Here is a 16,060-nt window from a genome sequence, read left to right as displayed (position 1 = left end):
CCGCCCTTGCCAGGGGACAGCCGCTATCCCCCCGCCAGGATTGCGTCCGCCTCGGTCCGTTCGCCGCTATCCTCCGCACCGCCCGCGCGCGCGCTGACCGTCGCCGTCACGGCCACGTCCGCCGTCACATTGCCGATGGTCCGCACGATATCGGGCAGCATCTCGACCGCGACCAGCAGCGCCAGCGGCTCGACCGGAAGGCCCATGGCCACCGCGATCGGCGCGATCGAACTGATGAAACTGATCGTGCCGGGCAGGCTGACCGCCCCCATCGTGGTGATCGCCGCCGCCGCGATCCCCGCCGCCAGCTGCGCGGGGGTCAGCTCGACGCCGAACACATGGGCGACATAGATCGCGACCGCCAGGTTCATGCACGGCCCGGTATAGCGGAAAATCGCGACCGCCAGCGGCAGGATGACGCCCGACCGCGCCACGGGAATGCCCAGCCCTTCCGACGCGCGCAGCATCGCGGGCAGCGATGCCAGCGACGACTGGGTGGACAGCGCGACGACCTGCGCGGGCAGGATCGCGCGGGCAAAACTGCCCAGCTTCATCCGCCCGCCGAACATCGCCAGCGGATAGGCGAACAGGGAAAGGATCAGGCCGGTACCGCCCACTATCAGCACATAATGGATCAGCGCACCGACCGCCGCCGTGCCCGCCGTCGCGCCGACCCGGAACGCCAGCGCCGCAACGCCGATCGGGGCCAGCCACAGCACCCACCCGATCATGATCAGCATCGTGTCCGCCACCGCCTGGAAAAACCCGGTCAACGTCAGCCGCGGCGGCTCCGGCAACCGCGTGACGGCAAAGGCAAAGACGGTGGTAAACAGGATCAGCGGCAGGAACGCGTCATTCACCGCCGCGCCCAGCACATTGGTCGGCACGATGGCGACCAGAAACTCGGAAAAGGGCGGCACATCGCCCACCGGCTCCGCCCCGGCAAAGGTGGATTTCAGCGCCGCCGCCGCCGTCTCGCCCAGCGGGAACAGCTTCAACAGGCCCAGCGTCACGGCCGCGCCGACCGACGAACTTAGCCAGAGCAGGGTGACGCAGGTTACGATGGTCCGCGCCGCGATCCGGCCCGCCTTCGCCGCCTCCGCCGTCGCTGCAATGCCCGTGACCAACAGGGCGATGACCAGCGGCACGACCGTCATCTGCAATCCGTTCAGCCACGCCCGGCCCACCGGCTCGGCCACGCTGTTGACCGCCGCCGCACCGCCCGGTGCCTCTGCCGCCATGAACACGCCAAGCACCAGGCCCAGGATCAGCGCCGCCAATATTCGTGTCGCCTGTGACATACTCGCCCTTTACCGATGTGCGCGCTATGACGCACCGCAACGCATGGCGGCAAGGTGGAGCAGGCTCGCGCGATGGCAAGGAAATATTTCGGCACTGACGGAATCCGGGGGGCAACCAATGCAGGCGCGATGACCGCGCGGATGGCGATGCAGGTCGGCATGGCGGCCGGCGCGCATTTCCGCCGCGGCGATCACCGCCACCGGGTCGTGATTGGCAAGGATACGCGCCTGTCCGGCTATATGCTGGAAAGCGCGCTGGTCGCAGGCTTTACCAGCATGGGCACCGATGTCGTGATGGTCGGCCCGATGCCCACGCCCGCAGTGGCGATGCTGACCCGGTCGATGCGCGCCGACATGGGCGTGATGATCTCGGCCAGCCACAACCCCTATGCCGATAACGGGATCAAGCTGTTCGGGCCGGACGGCTATAAACTGTCCGATGCCGACGAACTGGCGATCGAGGCGCTGATCGACAGCGACATTCCGCTGATCGCGTCCAGCGAAATCGGCCGCGCCCGCCGGATCGAGGATGCGCGCGGCCGCTATATCCATTTTGCCAAGGCGACCTTTCCCGACACGCTGACGCTCGACGGGCTTAAGGTCGTGATCGATTGCGCCAATGGTGCCGCCTATCAGGTTGCGCCCACCACCCTGTGGGAACTGGGCGCGGAAATCATCGCCATCGGCGTCAATCCGAATGGCAAGAACATCAACGACCGCATCGGCTCCACCTATCCGCAGACGATGTGCGAAACCGTCGTCGCGTCCGGCGCGGATATCGGCATTGCGCTGGACGGCGATGCCGACCGGCTGATCGTGTGCGACGAACAGGGTCATGTTGTGGACGGGGATCAGCTGATGGCGACCATCGCCGATGGCTGGTCGCGCGACGGTCGGCTGGCGGGCGGCGGCCTTGTTGCCACGGTCATGTCGAACCTGGGGCTGGAAAGGCACCTCGACCGGTCCGGCCTGTCACTGGCCCGCACGCGGGTCGGCGACCGCTATGTGCTTGAGGAGATGCGCGGGTCCGGCTTCAATGTCGGCGGCGAACAATCCGGCCACATCATCCTGTCCGATTATGCCACCACCGGCGACGGCCTGGTTGCCGCGCTTCAGGTGCTGGCCGAACTCAAGCGCGCCGGCGCCCCGGCCAGCCAGGTGCTGCACCGCTTCGAACCCGTGCCGCAACTGCTCAAGAATGTGCGCTTTTCCGGCGGCAAGCCGCTGGAGGCGGCCAGCGTACGCGAGATCATCGCCGCGGCAGAGGCCGAATTGTCCGGCAAGGGCCGCCTGGTCATCCGCCCGTCCGGCACCGAACCCGTCATCCGCGTGATGGCAGAGGGCGACGACGCCGCCCAGGTCGAGGCGGTGGTCGACCGCATCTGCGACGCCGTGCGATCGGCCGCGGCGTAAGCCAACCGTCACCCGCTCGTCCAAAAAAAGCCCTCTCCCGCTTGCGGGAGAGGGTTGGGTGAGGGCCTTCTTCCCTATACCATTTGTCGATGCCCGCGATCGGCCCGACCAGTCCCCACGCCGCCCGCCTGCGCCGCGAAGCGACCGATGTGGAACAACGCCTCTGGCAATCCCTGCGCAACCGGCAGCTTGGCGGCTACAAGTTCCGGCGTCAGGCGACGGTCGGCCCGTTTATCGTCGACTTTCTCTGCGCCGAACATCGCGTGATCGTGGAACTGGACGGCGGCCAGCACAGCCCCGAACGCGACGCAGCCCGCTCCAAGGCACTGGAAGCAGCAGACTACGCGCTGCTCCGCTTCTGGAACCACGACGTGTTGGAGAACCCGGACGGCGTCCTTGCGACGATTCTCGCCAAGCTCGAGGGGTCAAAGAAAACACCCTCACCCAACCCTCTCCCGTAAACGGGAGAGGGCTTTTGCGGACAGTCCACGCCGCCAGCCATAGCCCTCTCCCGCTTGCGGGAGAGGGTTGGGTGAGGGCCTTCTTCGTTCTTCTCGTCGTTCCGGATTTGCCCTATTCTTGACCCCATGCTCGACATGCGCCCCGATTGCGAACGCTGCGGCACCGATCTGCCACCCGCCCGGCCGGGCGCGTTCATCTGTTCGTTCGAATGTACCTTCTGCACCGAATGTGCCGATGCACTGGACGAACGCTGCCCGAATTGCGGCGGCGAACTGATGGATCGCCCCACGCGCACCGGCGATGCGCTGAAACGCCATCCGGCCAGCACCACCCGCCACTTCAAGGCCTAAGCGCCGCCCGCCATTGCGTCCCGGCACCCTTTGTGTATTGTTCAGGTAACACACATTGGGCGGAGGGGACGGATGGTCGGCACGTTGTTCCACATGGGCGCGGCGCTCGCCGCACTGGTTCAGGATCAGCCGCCGCGCGCGGAACCCACCGCCCCGCCCGCCGCCTGCGCCCCGGCCCGCGCCGCCACCGCCGATGCCGTGTTCAGCGTGCCGTTCCGCGTCGTCGATGGCCGCATCTATGTCTCGGCCATGGTCAACGGCACCGGGCCGCACAGTTTCGCGGTCGATACCGGGGCCAGCGGCATGGGCCGCGCCGATGCCGCACTGGTCCGTGACCTCGGCCTGCCTGTCACCGGATCGGGCCAGTCGTCGGACGGGGTGACCACGGCGTCGGTCGACACCGTCCGCCTCGCCTCGGTCGAGCTGGGGGGCCTGGTCCGCCGCGACATCGAAGTCATCACCCGCGATTATGCCAGCCGGATGAGCGCGGACGCCGCCTTTGCCGGCATCCTCGGCCGAGGCTTTTTCGAGGACGGGTTACTGATCATCGATTATCCGGCCCGCCGCCTGACCTTCACCCGCTCCCTGTCCCTGGGTTCGGACGATCCGGGCGTTCTGCGATACGAACGCGCGTTCCGCGTCCCCGTCCGCATCGGCGACACGGTAGTGGAGGGCAATCTGGATACCGGCGCGAACGTCGCCTTCGTCCTGCCAAAGCCGCTGTTCGACCGCATCGACGGCGGCACCGTGACGGCGGCTGGCGAAGGGCGGCTGACCAACGGGTCGATCAGCACCAGCCGCGCCATGATGAAGGGGCCGTTCCGCATCGGCGCCGCCACCCTGTCGGATGTCGAGGTGCGCGTGTCGGACCGCTTCCCCGAATTGCTCGTCGGCGCCCACGCGCTTCAACGCTTCACCCTGCTGATCGATCAGCGCAGCAGCCGGGTGGCCCTGTGTCCGGCATGACCCGGCGGGCGATCGCCTCGCCCGGCGTTCAGGAACGGGGCGGGCACATCAGCGTCACGGTGCCCGCGGCAAAGTCGTAATCGATCGACGCGCAATGCCCGATCGTATCCATGCCGATATACAGCCGCTGATTGGGCACCTTGCGCTTGCTGTCGCCGACAACGACGATCTCGTTCGGGTCCTCTTCCGGTGCCGCACCCTCTGCAATCCCGCGCGCATTGCCGATGTCCGACACCCGCACGGCCAGATTGCGGACCTCAAGCTCGCCCAGCATCAGCGGGCGTTGCAGCTTCAGCGAACGGACCGGCCGCGATACGCCATACAGGATCGGTGCGGCACGCGCATCGCCGTCGAAAAACCCGCCATTGGCATCGGCGATCCACCGGCCGCCCGTTGCAGTGACAAGGCTTTCGGCCCGGTCGATGCTGAACGCGGCATAGACCGGGCGGCCGCCCACATCGATGCGGACGCTGGTCTGGCTGTCCCCCATCTTGCGGTCGAGGAGAAAGGTGATCGCCCGGTCGCCGGGCTGCGGGTCGCGCAGGATGAACCGGGTTCTGCCGAACGGAAACGTCTCCGGCCCGGCGATCCCGTCCGCGCCCGTCACCAATTGCCGCTGGCTGAACGCGGTGCGGACGCGGAACGCCCCCTCGCCCTCCCCGTAACGGACCCTGTCGGTGTTGAAACCGATGCGCTCTGGCCCGATGACATAGATATATCCGATCAGGCTGGGCTTCAGCGCAATGCGCTGGGCCGTATCGGCATTCACGGTGGGCACCGAAATCGCCTCTGGCACCATGCGAAACCGCACCGGCTGGCCATTGACCGTCATTTCCACCGTCTCGCCGCTGCGCACCTCGATTGCCCGCCGCTCCGCCTCCGGGGCAATCGCAGTAACCGGACAGCCGACGGACATCAGAACAGCGGCAGGGATGCAGGCACGCAGAATCATGCGGATCTCCGGTAACAGGAAGAGTAATCGGCCAAAGCCTATCGCGGGGTCATCCCAACGCAAGCCGTGACAACCGGCTTCCCGTCCGCTCACCCTTTCCTACCCCCGCCCCGATATGGCATGGCTTGACCATGTCCTTGCCTCTGCCCTGCCCGTCGCGTGCCGCCATTGCTGGCATCGCGCCGCTGTCGCCTGACCGTCGCGTCACTGGCGCGTCGTTCGAAAACCACCATCACTCTGTCAAAACTGTCACCCGATGAGCATCCCCCGCATCCTCATCATCGCCGGGTCCGACAGCGGCGGCGGCGCGGGCATTCAGGCGGATATCAAGACCGTCACCATGCTCGGCGGCCATGCGATGACCGCCATCACTGCGATCACGGCGCAGAACACCCTGGGTGTCGATGCCGTCCATGCCGTGCCCGCCGACATGGTGCTGGCACAGATTGACAGTGTGGTGCGCGACATTGGCGTCGATGCGGTCAAGATCGGCATGATCGGCTCGGCCCGCACCGCGCTGGCGGTGGCGCAGCGGCTGGCGGACCTGCGCGGCATTCCCATCGTCTTCGACCCCGTGATGGTCGCCACCAGCGGCGCGGCCCTGGCCGACGATGCAACCATCGGCGCCTTCGAACGGCTGATGCAGGTCGCCAGCGTCACCACGCCAAATCTTCCGGAGCTGAAGGCGCTGGGCGGTAACGCGGCGGCATTGGTCGCGGCACATGGCACCGCCGTTCTGGTCAAGGGCGGGCATGGCGACGGCGCGACCGTCACCGACCGGTTGTTTCAGCCCGCCGCATCCGGTCCGCCGGAAATCGCCTTTGCCGCGCCGCGCATCGACAGCATGGCAACCCATGGCACCGGCTGCACCCTGTCCAGCGCACTGGCGACCGAACTGGCGAAGGAATGGGACCTGCCCCGCGCGGTGGAGCGCGCCCGGCTGTTCGTCCGTCTGGCGATGCAGAATGCGCCCGGCCTGGGCGGCGGCCACGGGCCGATGGGCCATGCCAGTGTTCGGCTCGACCTTGGCGCCTCGCCCTATGCTCCGGTGATGAACCAGATCACGGTGCCGGTGGCCGATATTGCGACGGCAGAACATTTCTACCGGATGCTCGGCCTCAATCAGATCGTCTCGACCCCCGGCAAATATGCCCGGTTCGAAAGCGATGGCGGCACCACCCTGTCGCTGGAACGGCCCGAAAAAATGGGCGCGCGCGCGATGCTCTATTTCGAATGCGCCGATCTCGACATGACCCTGTCCTATCTGCGGGCACAGGGGGTTCAGGTGACGCAGGAGCCGGTGGACGAACGCTGGGGCTGGCGAGAGGCGCGGCTGAATGATCCCGCCGGCAACCCCGTCTGCCTGTATCAGGCGGGGGAAATGCGCCGCTTCCCGCCCTGGCGCCTTGCCGCCACGCCGGAATGAACGCCCCCCTTGTTGCCGGGGTGGACGAGGCGGGGCGCGGGCCGCTGGCCGGGCCGGTGGTCGCCGCCGCCGTCATCCTGTGTCCGGGCGGCATCGCCGGGCTGGATGACAGCAAGAAACTGACCGAGCGCCGGCGCGAGACGCTGTTCGACCGGATCCGCGATCAGTGCACGGTGGGCGTCGGCATTGCCGAGGTGGAGGAGATCGACCGGCTCAACATCCTGTGGGCGACGATGCTGGCGATGGAACGCGCCGTCGCCGCGCTTGGTGTCGATCCGGCAGAGGTGCTGGTCGATGGCAATCGCTGCCCCGGCTGGCGCTGGCGATCCCGCGCGATCATCGGAGGCGACGCCATCGAACCATGCATCTCCGCCGCCAGCATCATCGCAAAGGTGACGCGCGATCGGATGATGCGCGATGCCGACGCCGTCCATCCCGGCTATGGCTGGGCCAGGAACAAGGGCTATGGCAGCGCCGCGCATCTGGCCGCGCTCCGCACCCTTGGCCCCTCCCCGCTCCATCGCCGCAGCTTTGCGCCGGTTGCCCAGGCGATGTTGCTGTGAAAATCATTCCTGTTCGCCGATTGAGTCTTTTCGGTCACACCCCCAATCCCTTGGGGCTGTGGACAACCCGCGGACTCAATATCTGCCATCATGGCAGGAATCGCCCGGAACCGCATGGAATCCCCGCGCTTTTCGTTAACCATTGCGCGCTTGACGGGGACTCCCGACTTGGGGCCTTGTCCGGCCTCTGACGAATTCGGGGGCATCTCATGGCGGTTGTGGAACGGGTAAAGCGCGCGCAGCGCACGGTGGAAAAGGCGCCCGTCCGCCTGCCGCTCGACACCATCCTGATGGACGACTGCATCGCCGCGATGCAGGGCCTGCCCGATGCGTCGATCGACATGATCTTCGCCGATCCGCCCTATAACCTGCAACTCGGCGGTGATCTGCATCGCCCCGATGGCAGTCATGTCGATGCCGTGACGCAGGATTGGGACAAGTTTTCCAGCCTCGCCGCCTATGACCGCTTTACCAAGGCCTGGTTGACGGAGGCGCGGCGCATCCTGAAACCCAATGGCTCGATCTGGGTGATCGGCAGCTACCACAACATCTTCCGCGTCGGGTATCTGCTTCAGGATCAGGGCTTCTGGATCCTCAACGACATTGTCTGGCGCAAGGCGAACCCGATGCCCAATTTCAAGGGCACGCGCTTTACCAACGCCCATGAAACGCTGATCTGGGCGTCGATGGGCGAAAAGGCGAAATACACCTTCAACTACAAGACGATGAAGACGCTGAATGACGAGCTGCAGATGCGCTCCGACTGGGAATTCCCGATCTGCAGCGGTCAGGAACGGCTAAAGGACGATACGGGGCACAAGGTGCACCCGACGCAAAAGCCGGAGGCGCTGCTCTATCGCGTCATGCTGGCCACGACCCAGCCGGGCGATGTCGTCCTCGACCCGTTTTTCGGCACCGGCACCACCGGCGCCGTCGCCCGCCGCCTGGGCCGCAAGTTCATCGGCATCGAACGCGATGCAACCTATGTCGAGGCCGCACAGGCGCGCATCGATGCCGCCCTGCCGCTGGACGAAAGCGCGCTGAAATCGATGAAGTCGGCGGTCAAGCCGCCGCGCGTCGCCTTTGGCCTGCTGATCGAAAACGGAATGCTGACGCCCGGTCAGGTGCTGACCGACGCCAAACGGCGGTGGCAGGCAACCATTCTGGCCGACGGATCGCTGGCGTGCGGTGACCATATGGGATCGATTCACAAGGTCGGATCGCTTGTACAAAATGCCCCCGCCTGCAACGGCTGGACGTTCTGGCACGTCGATACACCGCAGGGCTTGCGTCCTATCGATATGATTAGACAGGATTATTTGCTGTCAACCCAGCCCTAGGGGCACTGTTGCAGCAAAGCCACGCTGCTGTGGCTCGCGCAGCTTTTGTGCTAAAATCCGTGAAACCAGCGGGTCGGAATGTCGTTGTGCGCTCGATCAGCCTGGCCGGCCAACGGCCGCCTGAATGCTGATTGCGCCAAAAGCATATCTGACAAGAGGACCCGTCCCATGCGTAAGCTCCTTCTCCTTGCCGCTCCGATCGCCCTGATCCCGGCCGCCCCCGCCGCCGCTCAGGTCTATATCGGTGTCCGCGGCGGTGCGACGCTCGACCAGAGCTCGACCAACCAGGGTGAGTTCACCACCACCGTTCCCGCGACGACCGATTTCGGCGCCATTCCCGCCGGCACCTCGCTGGGCTGGGAAACGGATTTCAACACCGGCTATGACGTGTCGGGCCAGCTGGGCTACCGCTTTGACGGCGGCCTGCGCATCGAATTCGAAGGCGGCTATTCCGACAGCAAGGTGGACAGCCACCGCAACCTGGCCGCCGGCGGCGCAGTGATCGACGGCGCCAACGTGGCCGTGCTGACCCGGGGCCCCGCTCTGGCCTCCAACCCGACCGTCGGTGCGATCCTCGCCACCGATCCGGGCAGCGTGAAGACGATCTACGGCTTCGGCAACCTCTATTACGACATCAACAGCACCGGCCGGTTCCAGCCCTATTTCGGCGTCGGTCTGGGAGCGATGCAGGTCGATGTCGATTATCGTCCGTCAGGCGTCGAGGTCGTCAACGACAAGCAGACCCGCTTTGCCTATCAGCTGATGGGCGGCGCGACCTACAAGCTGAACAACAACCTCGAGGTGTTCGCCCAGTACACTTGGCGCGCGACGCCGGACCGGGCGCAGACCGACGTGTCGCTGCTGCCCGCGACGCTGGGCGTGGAATCGCGCCAGTCGATCGTCGGCGGCGGTGTCCGCATCGCCTTTGGCGGCGGCAACTGATCGCTTGCGGGGCGGGCCTGATCGGGCCCGCCCCTTTTTCTTGGCGAAACGCTTTGCCTCTGCGCTAAGGCAGCGGGCATGACGCTCAACAGCCTGCCCGCCGATGCGCGGCTCTATCTTCGCCCCACGGCCTTTATCGACAGCCCCATCGGGCTGGATGGACAGGTTGCCCGGCTGGCCGGCGGGCTGTCCTGGTTTTCCGCCTATGATCTGATCGCGGTCCAGCAGGGCCGACGGATCGCGCAGATGCTGGTCCGTGTCGAGGAACTGCCCGGCCTGATCGCAGGCCTGCCCGATGGTCAGGCCGAACGGCTCCGCGCGCTTGCCGCCGCGATCTCCGCCCCCCGCCCGGTCATCCGCGCGGGCGAACGGATGCTCCGCCTTGATCAGCCGCTGGTCGCCGGAATCCTGAACGTCACGCCCGACAGCTTTTCCGATGGCGGCGCGCATGGCGATGACCCCTCCGCCCTGGCTCAGGTGGCCTATGACATGAGCGCGGCGGGCGCTGCGCTGATCGACATTGGCGGCGAATCTACCCGGCCGGGCGCTGCCACCGTGTGGGAAGGGGACGAGATCAAGCGCGTCGTCCCGGTGATCGAACGGCTGGCGGCATCCGGCGCCGCCCTGTCGATCGATACCCGCAAGGCAGCGGTGATGGAGGCCGCACTCGCCGCCGGGGCGCATATCGTCAACGACGTCGCCGCCCTTGCCTTTGACGAACGCGCGGTCGAAGTTGTGGCGGCGGCCGGCTGTCCCGTCATTCTGATGCACTCACCCGATCCAGCGAGCGGGCCGCATGGCGGCTCCGGCTATGCCGATCCGTTGATCGAGGTGTATGACTGGCTGGAGGCGCGGATCGCCGCCGTCACTGCGCGCGGTGTTCAGCGGTCGAACATCCTGATCGATCCGGGCATCGGGTTCGGCAAGGGGCTGACCGACAATCTGGCCCTGCTCAACGGGCTGACGCTGTTCCATGGCCTTGGCTGTCCCGTGATGCTGGGGGCCAGCCGCAAGCGGCTGATCGGCGCGCTGGATAACGAGGCGCCCGTGGACCGGCGGCTCGGCGGCTCCGTCGCGCTGGCGATCAGGGGTGCAGAGGCGGGTTGCCAGCTGCTCCGCGTCCATGATGTGCCGGAAACGGTTCAGGCGGTCCGCGTCTGGCGCGGATGCCGCGATCATGCGCTGGTCGGCCGCCCCGGCTGACGGTTCAGAACCAGCCTGCCGCCTCCAGCTCCGCGGCCTTGCCCCGCGCCACCGGCGCTTCCAGTCCGCCGGTCAGCGTCAGGCGCAGGTTGCGGCCCTCGCGCCGCACGCCGGTCACCGCCGCCCGCGCCACCCACCAGCTGCGATGCACCTGCGCCCCGTCCATGCCGTCCAGTTCGGCGACGGCATCGCGCATCCGCATCAGGATCAGGTCGCTGCCGCTGGCGGTATGCGCCCGCACATAATGGTCCTCCATCTCCAGCGCGATCAGCACGCGCCCCAGCCGCGGCGGCAACCGGTCCAGGAACGGTGCGGTCGGGCCGGATGGCGGCGCCGGGGACGCTGGCACAGGCGCTGCGACGGGCGACGCTTCGATGTCGACACCCGCCAGCGCCCGGCGCGCCCGCTGCTGCTGAGCGATCAGGAAAAAGATCATGGTAACGATGGTGCCGATCACCAGCACCTGGCCATACAGAGCCACCGCCTCTTCCAGCGACGGCATCCGCAACGTGCCGCCATGCCATCCGGTCAGCCAGACGACCGCCGACATCGGCACGGTGCCCACGACGCACGCGGCGACCCACATGGTCCATTCCGGCACCTGCAATCGCGGCGACAGCCATGCAGCGATGCTCCCCGCCGGGCGGTAAAAGGCGTAACCGGCAACGATGACACCGCACCAATAGACCAGCCGCCAGGCAAAGGACGCGCGAAAGCTGCCGAACGGTCCGATCAACGCCATGGCAACGCCAATCACAATCAGGATGGTCAGGTCGATCAGGATCTGGCGGGCCGATGGCATGACACGACCATGGCTGCCATTTCACGCTTCGTGAAGGGGAAAAACACCGCTTTTCCGCGCGATTGACGCACGCGCTGCACCATCCGCGGACCCGCGCTTGCCCGTGAAATGCCCGCTGGCAAACCGGCCCCGTCATCCAAGACGGAGCCAAGCCATGACGATCGCAACCGCCCTTTCCCGCTCGCCCGCCACGCCGCGCACCGCCCGTTCGGCGGCGATGGATTATCCGCCGCTGGTCCGCTGGGGCCTGATCGCCTCCGCCACGATCATCTCCGTCATGGCACTGGCGGCGGTCGGCCGGGCGATGCTTGGCCTGGCGCCGGAGCACTCGTCCTGGAAAAGCCTGGCCGTGATGATCCACGTCATCACCGTAGTGCCCGCTGCTCCCCTCGGCCTGTATATCCTGATCGCGCGTAAGGGCAGCCCGCTACACAAACAGCTGGGCCGCATCTGGGTGATGCTGATGATCGCCACCGCCATTTCCGCCATCTTCATCCGGCACGTCAATCATGGCGACTTCAGCTTCATCCACCTGTTCGTGCCGATGACGATCATCGGTGCCGTCCTCTCCGTCCATGCCGCGCGCACCGGCCGCATCGACAAGCACCGCTTTCACCTTGCTGGCCTGTATTTCGGCGGCCTGTTCCTGGCCGGGCTGTTCAGCTTTGCCGGGGACCGGATGATGGGGGCCTGGCTGTTCGGCTGATCGGCAACACGGCACAAAGCCCGTGTTGCGGGTGGCGGATCGGCCCCCATATCCGCACCATGGCAAGCAATCCCGTTGACGAGCGCGGCCGCGCAGTACCGCAAGGGCGCATCGCCCGCCTCTCCCGCTTCGGCGCGCTGGCTGGGGGCGTCGCGGGCGGGATGCTGGCAGAGGGCGCACGCCAGCTGGCGGCCGGTAAGCGGCCCAGCCGCACCGACCTGTTGCTCACCCCCGCCAACGCGATGCGCGTCACGAAACAGCTGGCCCAGCTGCGCGGCGCGGCGATGAAGCTGGGCCAGCTCGTGTCGATGGACGCGGGCGATGTGCTGCCTCAGGAACTGACCGACATCCTTGCCCGGCTGCGGGCCGATGCCCAGCATATGCCACCCGAACAGCTTCAGCGAGTGCTGGCGCAGCATTGGGGCCGGGACTGGCGCACCCGCTTTGCCCGGTTCGGCGCGCGGCCCATCGCGGCGGCCTCGATCGGTCAGGTGCACCGGGCCACCACCCGCGACGGGCGCGATCTTGCAATCAAGGTTCAGTATCCCGGCGTGCGCGAAAGCATCGACAGCGATGTCGACAATGTCGCCACCCTGCTGCGCCTGACCGGCCTGCTGCCCGACACGATCGACCTCGACATGCTGCTGGCCGAGGCCAAGCGACAGCTGCATGAAGAGGCGGATTACCTGCGCGAGGGCGAGCAGATGGAGCGGTTCCGCACGCTGCTCGACGGCGACGACCGTTATGTCGTGCCCGCGCTGGACACCGAATTCACCGCTGACCGCGTGCTCGCCATGACCTATGTCGATGGCGTGTCCATCGAACGGATGGAGGATGCGGATCAGGCGGTGCGCGACCGGCTGATGACCAACCTCATTGACCTGGTGCTGCGCGAACTGTTCGAATTCGGCTGGATGCAGACCGATCCCAATTTCGCCAATTACCGGGTTCAGCCGGAAACGGGCCGGCTGGTGCTGCTCGATTTCGGCGCGGCCCGGCCCGTGACGACGGCCACGGCGCTCGGCTATCACCGGATGCTGATGGCCGGACTGGATGGCGATGCCGACCGGGTGCGCGAGGCGTCACTGGCGGCGGGATTCATGTCACAGCCGCTGGTGGAACGGCATCCCGAAACGGTGCGCCAGATGATCGACGCGGTGATGGGCGAACTTGGCCGCGACGGGCCGTTCGACTTTGCCGACCGCGCCGTCGTCCACGCCCTGCGCGAACAGGGAATGGCCGTCGCCGCCGACCGCGCTGTCTGGCACCTGCCGCCCATCGAAACCCTGTTCGCTCAGCGCAAGATCAGCGGCACCGCCCTGCTCGCCGCGCGGCTCAGGGCGCGGGTTGATGTCAAATCCATGGTCGCCGCCTGGCGCGACCGCGTGCCGGGCTGAGGGCAGGCAGCGCCTCGCCCGCTCGCTCATCCTGAGCCTGTCGAAGGATGCTTCCCCGGCCAAGCTGCCGTAAAGATGCTTCGACAAGCTCAGCCTGAGCGGGATGGATGGAAACTGCACCCCGGCCATGCTTTCCCCTGTCAGCCGTCAGGGAAAGGATGCCGTCAAACCCCGCCATGCGCCTTGAACCAGGCGAGCCACCGCTCCATCCGGTCCTTCAGGAAACTTGGCCGGGTAATTCCGTGGAACTGGCCGGGATAAACGATCAGCTGCGTCTCGATCTTCAGGCTGCTCAGCGCCTGATACATCTGCTCGCTGTTCAGCGCGGGGACGTTCAGGTCCTTTTCGCCCACCATGAACAGGGTCGGCGTCTTGATCCGGTCGGCCTTGTAGAACGGATAGCTGTTCTTCATCCACACGTCGGTGTTGGCCCAGGGCGTGCCCAGCTCCGTCTCGTAATCGCGGATATAATGGTCGGTGCCATATCCGGCCAGCACGTTGGAAATGCTCGCCCCGCTCACCGCCGCCTTGAACCGGGTGTCGCTGGCGATGACGTAATTGGTCAGCATGCCGCCATAGGACCAGCCGCCGATATACAGGCGCTGTGGATCGGCAATGCCGCGCTTGACCGCATCATCCACCCCGGCCAGCGCGTCCGGCACGGCCGGGCCGCCCCAATCGGCATAGAGCGCCGCTGAAAACGCCTGGCCGCGGCCGGTGCTGCCGCGGGGATTGGTCGACACGATGGCGTATCCCGCGCCGGCCAGCACTTGCCAGCCAATGTCGAACCCGGCGTCGAACTGCGCCTGCGGGCCGCCGTGATTATAAAGGATCGTCGGCAGGCGGCGGCCCTTTGGCGCGTCCGACGGCGTGATCAGGAACCCGTGCACCTCGGTTCCGTCGGCTGAGGTAAAGCGCGTCGGCTCGACCCGGGCCAGCTTGACGGATTTCAGCCACGCCTCGTTATGACGCGACAGCTGGCGCGGCTTGCCGCCCTCGATCGCGAACACCTCGTCCGGCAGCGCGGGGTTGGAATGCAGCGCGACCAGCGCCCCGCCCGGTCCGGCATCCATCGCACCGAACGTCCCCGTCACCCGCGCCAAGTCGCGCACATCGCCGCTGGCCGCGGCCACCTCGGCAATGCGGACATTGCCGTCGTCCTCCACCTGAAAGCGGATGGACTGACCATCCGGGCTCCACACCGGCCGGGTGACGTTGCGGTCCAGCGCGGGCGTCAACACCCGCGCCGCCCCGCCCGCCGACGGCACCACCGCCAGCACTTGCACGCCATAACCGATCAGCTTCACCGGCCCGCCCTGGATATAGGCGATGCTGCGCCCGTCCGGGCTCCACGCCGGATAGCTGTCGCCGCCGACATCGGCGTCCGCGCCCTCATATGTCGTCAGCACCTTCGGCTCGGCGGGCTTGTCGCCCACGGTCACCACGAACAGGTTGCTGTCATGCGTCCGGTCTGGATCGGCCGCGCGGTTGGAGGCAAAGGCGATGCGCGTGCCATCGGGCGACCAGGCGGGCAAACTTTCGTCGAAATTGCCGGTGGTCAGCCGCCGCGCGGTCCGAGTGGCCAGATCATACAGCCACAGCCGCTGCCGCTGCTTGCCCAGATAGCCGACATAATCCTGCTTGAACTGAAACCGGTCGATCACGATCGGCTTTGGCTGGTCCTTGGCCTTGTCGTCCGCCTTGCCGTCCGTTTTGCCGTCCTTGGCATCGACCTCCGGCTCTGGGTCGGTGACGATCAGCGCCAGCCGCTTGCCATCCGGCGACCAGGCGAAATCATCGACCGACCCCTTGATGCCGGGCAGCTTCTCGCCCTCGCCGCCCGCGCGCGGCATCAGCCACAGGGCATCGCCATCCTTGTCCCCCTCTGCCGCGCGGCCGGACAGGAACGCGAGATAGCGGCCATCCGGGCTGAACCGCGGCTTCGATTCCCGCTCGCCCTTGCGCCCGGTCAGCTGCACCGATGCGCTGCCGTCCCACCGGGTCATCCACAGATGCTTGTCGGTCCGGTCCGCGTCCAGGTCGGTCGTCTGGACGCTATAGGCGACCCATTGTCCCGCCGGATCGACATCCGGGTCCTCCACCCGCGCCAGCCGGGCGATATCATCGGGCGTTACCGCGCGCTGGGCAGTGGCCGGCGCGCCAAGCGTCAGGCCGGCGCCCAGCAGCAGCATGAAAACGGGCTTCATTGTGGATCCTGCTCCCCATCGGCGGAACGC

15 protein-coding genes are annotated in these 16,060 nt (G+C 66.8%); 11 read left to right on the top strand and 4 right to left on the bottom strand.

Translation table 11 applies throughout. From position 1 onward, the window contains the following. Window positions 1–23 precede the first annotated feature (23 nt). The gene (locus tag ACNI3Q_RS08880) at window positions 24–1,301 is read right to left on the bottom strand and encodes a dicarboxylate/amino acid:cation symporter (RefSeq protein ID WP_426275896.1); all 1,278 of its coding nucleotides are present in this window, start codon (window positions 1,299–1,301) and stop codon (window positions 24–26) included. 72 nt (window positions 1,302–1,373) lie between these two features. On the opposite strand from ACNI3Q_RS08880, the gene glmM reads away from it, so the two are divergent. The 4 genes from glmM to ACNI3Q_RS08860 all read left to right on the top strand — a co-directional run bounded on the left by glmM (window position 1,374) and on the right by ACNI3Q_RS08860 (window position 4,492). Then, window positions 1,374–2,714 (top strand): phosphoglucosamine mutase, encoded by a 1,341-nt coding sequence (gene glmM / locus ACNI3Q_RS08875; RefSeq protein ID WP_426276662.1) that lies wholly within the window; start codon window positions 1,374–1,376, stop codon window positions 2,712–2,714. 89 nt (window positions 2,715–2,803) lie between these two features. Next, window positions 2,804–3,175, top strand: coding sequence for an endonuclease domain-containing protein (locus ACNI3Q_RS08870; protein WP_260021837.1), 372 nt, complete (start codon window positions 2,804–2,806; stop codon window positions 3,173–3,175). A 126-nt stretch (window positions 3,176–3,301) separates the two neighbouring features. Further along, a complete protein-coding gene (locus ACNI3Q_RS08865; protein ID WP_426275893.1) occupies window positions 3,302–3,526 on the top strand; it encodes a DUF1272 domain-containing protein in 225 nt (74 codons plus the stop codon). 72 nt (window positions 3,527–3,598) lie between these two features. Further along, entirely contained in the window at window positions 3,599–4,492 is an 894-nt protein-coding gene (locus ACNI3Q_RS08860; protein ID WP_426275891.1) for an aspartyl protease family protein, read from the top strand. Window positions 4,493–4,520: 28 nt separating this feature from the next. Here the strand turns inward: ACNI3Q_RS08860 and ACNI3Q_RS08855 are convergent, their stop codons facing one another. Next, window positions 4,521–5,444 (bottom strand): hypothetical protein, encoded by a 924-nt coding sequence (locus ACNI3Q_RS08855; protein ID WP_426275889.1) that lies wholly within the window; start codon window positions 5,442–5,444, stop codon window positions 4,521–4,523. Window positions 5,445–5,700: 256 nt separating this feature from the next. Here ACNI3Q_RS08855 and thiD point away from each other — a divergent pair, with 256 nt between their 5' ends. The 5 genes from thiD (at window position 5,701) to folP (ending at window position 10,918) form a co-directional block, all read left to right on the top strand. Next, a complete protein-coding gene (thiD, locus tag ACNI3Q_RS08850; RefSeq protein ID WP_426275887.1) occupies window positions 5,701–6,870 on the top strand; it encodes a bifunctional hydroxymethylpyrimidine kinase/phosphomethylpyrimidine kinase in 1,170 nt (389 codons plus the stop codon). Then, window positions 6,867–7,433: a ribonuclease HII gene (locus ACNI3Q_RS08845; RefSeq protein ID WP_426275885.1), complete on the top strand. Its 567-nt coding sequence runs from the start codon at window positions 6,867–6,869 to the stop codon at window positions 7,431–7,433. Before thiD ends, ACNI3Q_RS08845 begins: the two co-directional genes overlap by 4 nt. Before the next feature lie 209 nt (window positions 7,434–7,642). Next, a complete protein-coding gene (locus ACNI3Q_RS08840; protein WP_426275883.1) occupies window positions 7,643–8,773 on the top strand; it encodes a site-specific DNA-methyltransferase in 1,131 nt (376 codons plus the stop codon). Between the two features lie 168 nt (window positions 8,774–8,941). Then, window positions 8,942–9,715 carry an outer membrane protein gene (locus ACNI3Q_RS08835; RefSeq protein WP_426275881.1) on the top strand — a complete coding sequence of 258 codons (774 nt, stop codon included), beginning with the start codon at window positions 8,942–8,944 and terminating at the stop codon, window positions 9,713–9,715. A gap of 78 nt (window positions 9,716–9,793) precedes the next feature. Beyond that, a complete protein-coding gene (gene folP / locus ACNI3Q_RS08830; RefSeq protein ID WP_426275879.1) occupies window positions 9,794–10,918 on the top strand; it encodes a dihydropteroate synthase in 1,125 nt (374 codons plus the stop codon). Between the two features lie 4 nt (window positions 10,919–10,922). Here folP and ACNI3Q_RS08825 read toward each other — a convergent pair whose 3' ends face one another. Continuing rightward, a complete protein-coding gene (locus tag ACNI3Q_RS08825) occupies window positions 10,923–11,720 on the bottom strand; it encodes a LytTR family DNA-binding domain-containing protein (protein ID WP_426275877.1) in 798 nt (265 codons plus the stop codon). Window positions 11,721–11,874: 154 nt separating this feature from the next. On the opposite strand from ACNI3Q_RS08825, the gene ACNI3Q_RS08820 reads away from it, so the two are divergent. Both ACNI3Q_RS08820 and ACNI3Q_RS08815 read left to right on the top strand, forming a co-directional pair. Further along, window positions 11,875–12,426 carry a DUF2306 domain-containing protein gene (locus ACNI3Q_RS08820; protein ID WP_426275875.1) on the top strand — a complete coding sequence of 184 codons (552 nt, stop codon included), beginning with the start codon at window positions 11,875–11,877 and terminating at the stop codon, window positions 12,424–12,426. Between the two features lie 59 nt (window positions 12,427–12,485). Next, window positions 12,486–13,823, top strand: coding sequence for an ABC1 kinase family protein (locus ACNI3Q_RS08815; protein ID WP_426275873.1), 1,338 nt, complete (start codon window positions 12,486–12,488; stop codon window positions 13,821–13,823). A gap of 164 nt (window positions 13,824–13,987) precedes the next feature. Here the strand turns inward: ACNI3Q_RS08815 and ACNI3Q_RS08810 are convergent, their stop codons facing one another. Continuing rightward, window positions 13,988–16,030, bottom strand: a complete 2,043-nt coding sequence (locus tag ACNI3Q_RS08810) for a S9 family peptidase (protein WP_426275871.1) — start codon at window positions 16,028–16,030, stop codon at window positions 13,988–13,990. Window positions 16,031–16,060 lie beyond the last annotated feature (30 nt).

It is taken from the genome of Sphingomonas eleionomae (genome assembly GCF_049889035.1).
Taxonomy (GTDB): Bacteria; Pseudomonadota; Alphaproteobacteria; order Sphingomonadales; family Sphingomonadaceae; genus Sphingomonas.
This window is presented reverse-complemented; position numbering and strand designations above follow the sequence as displayed.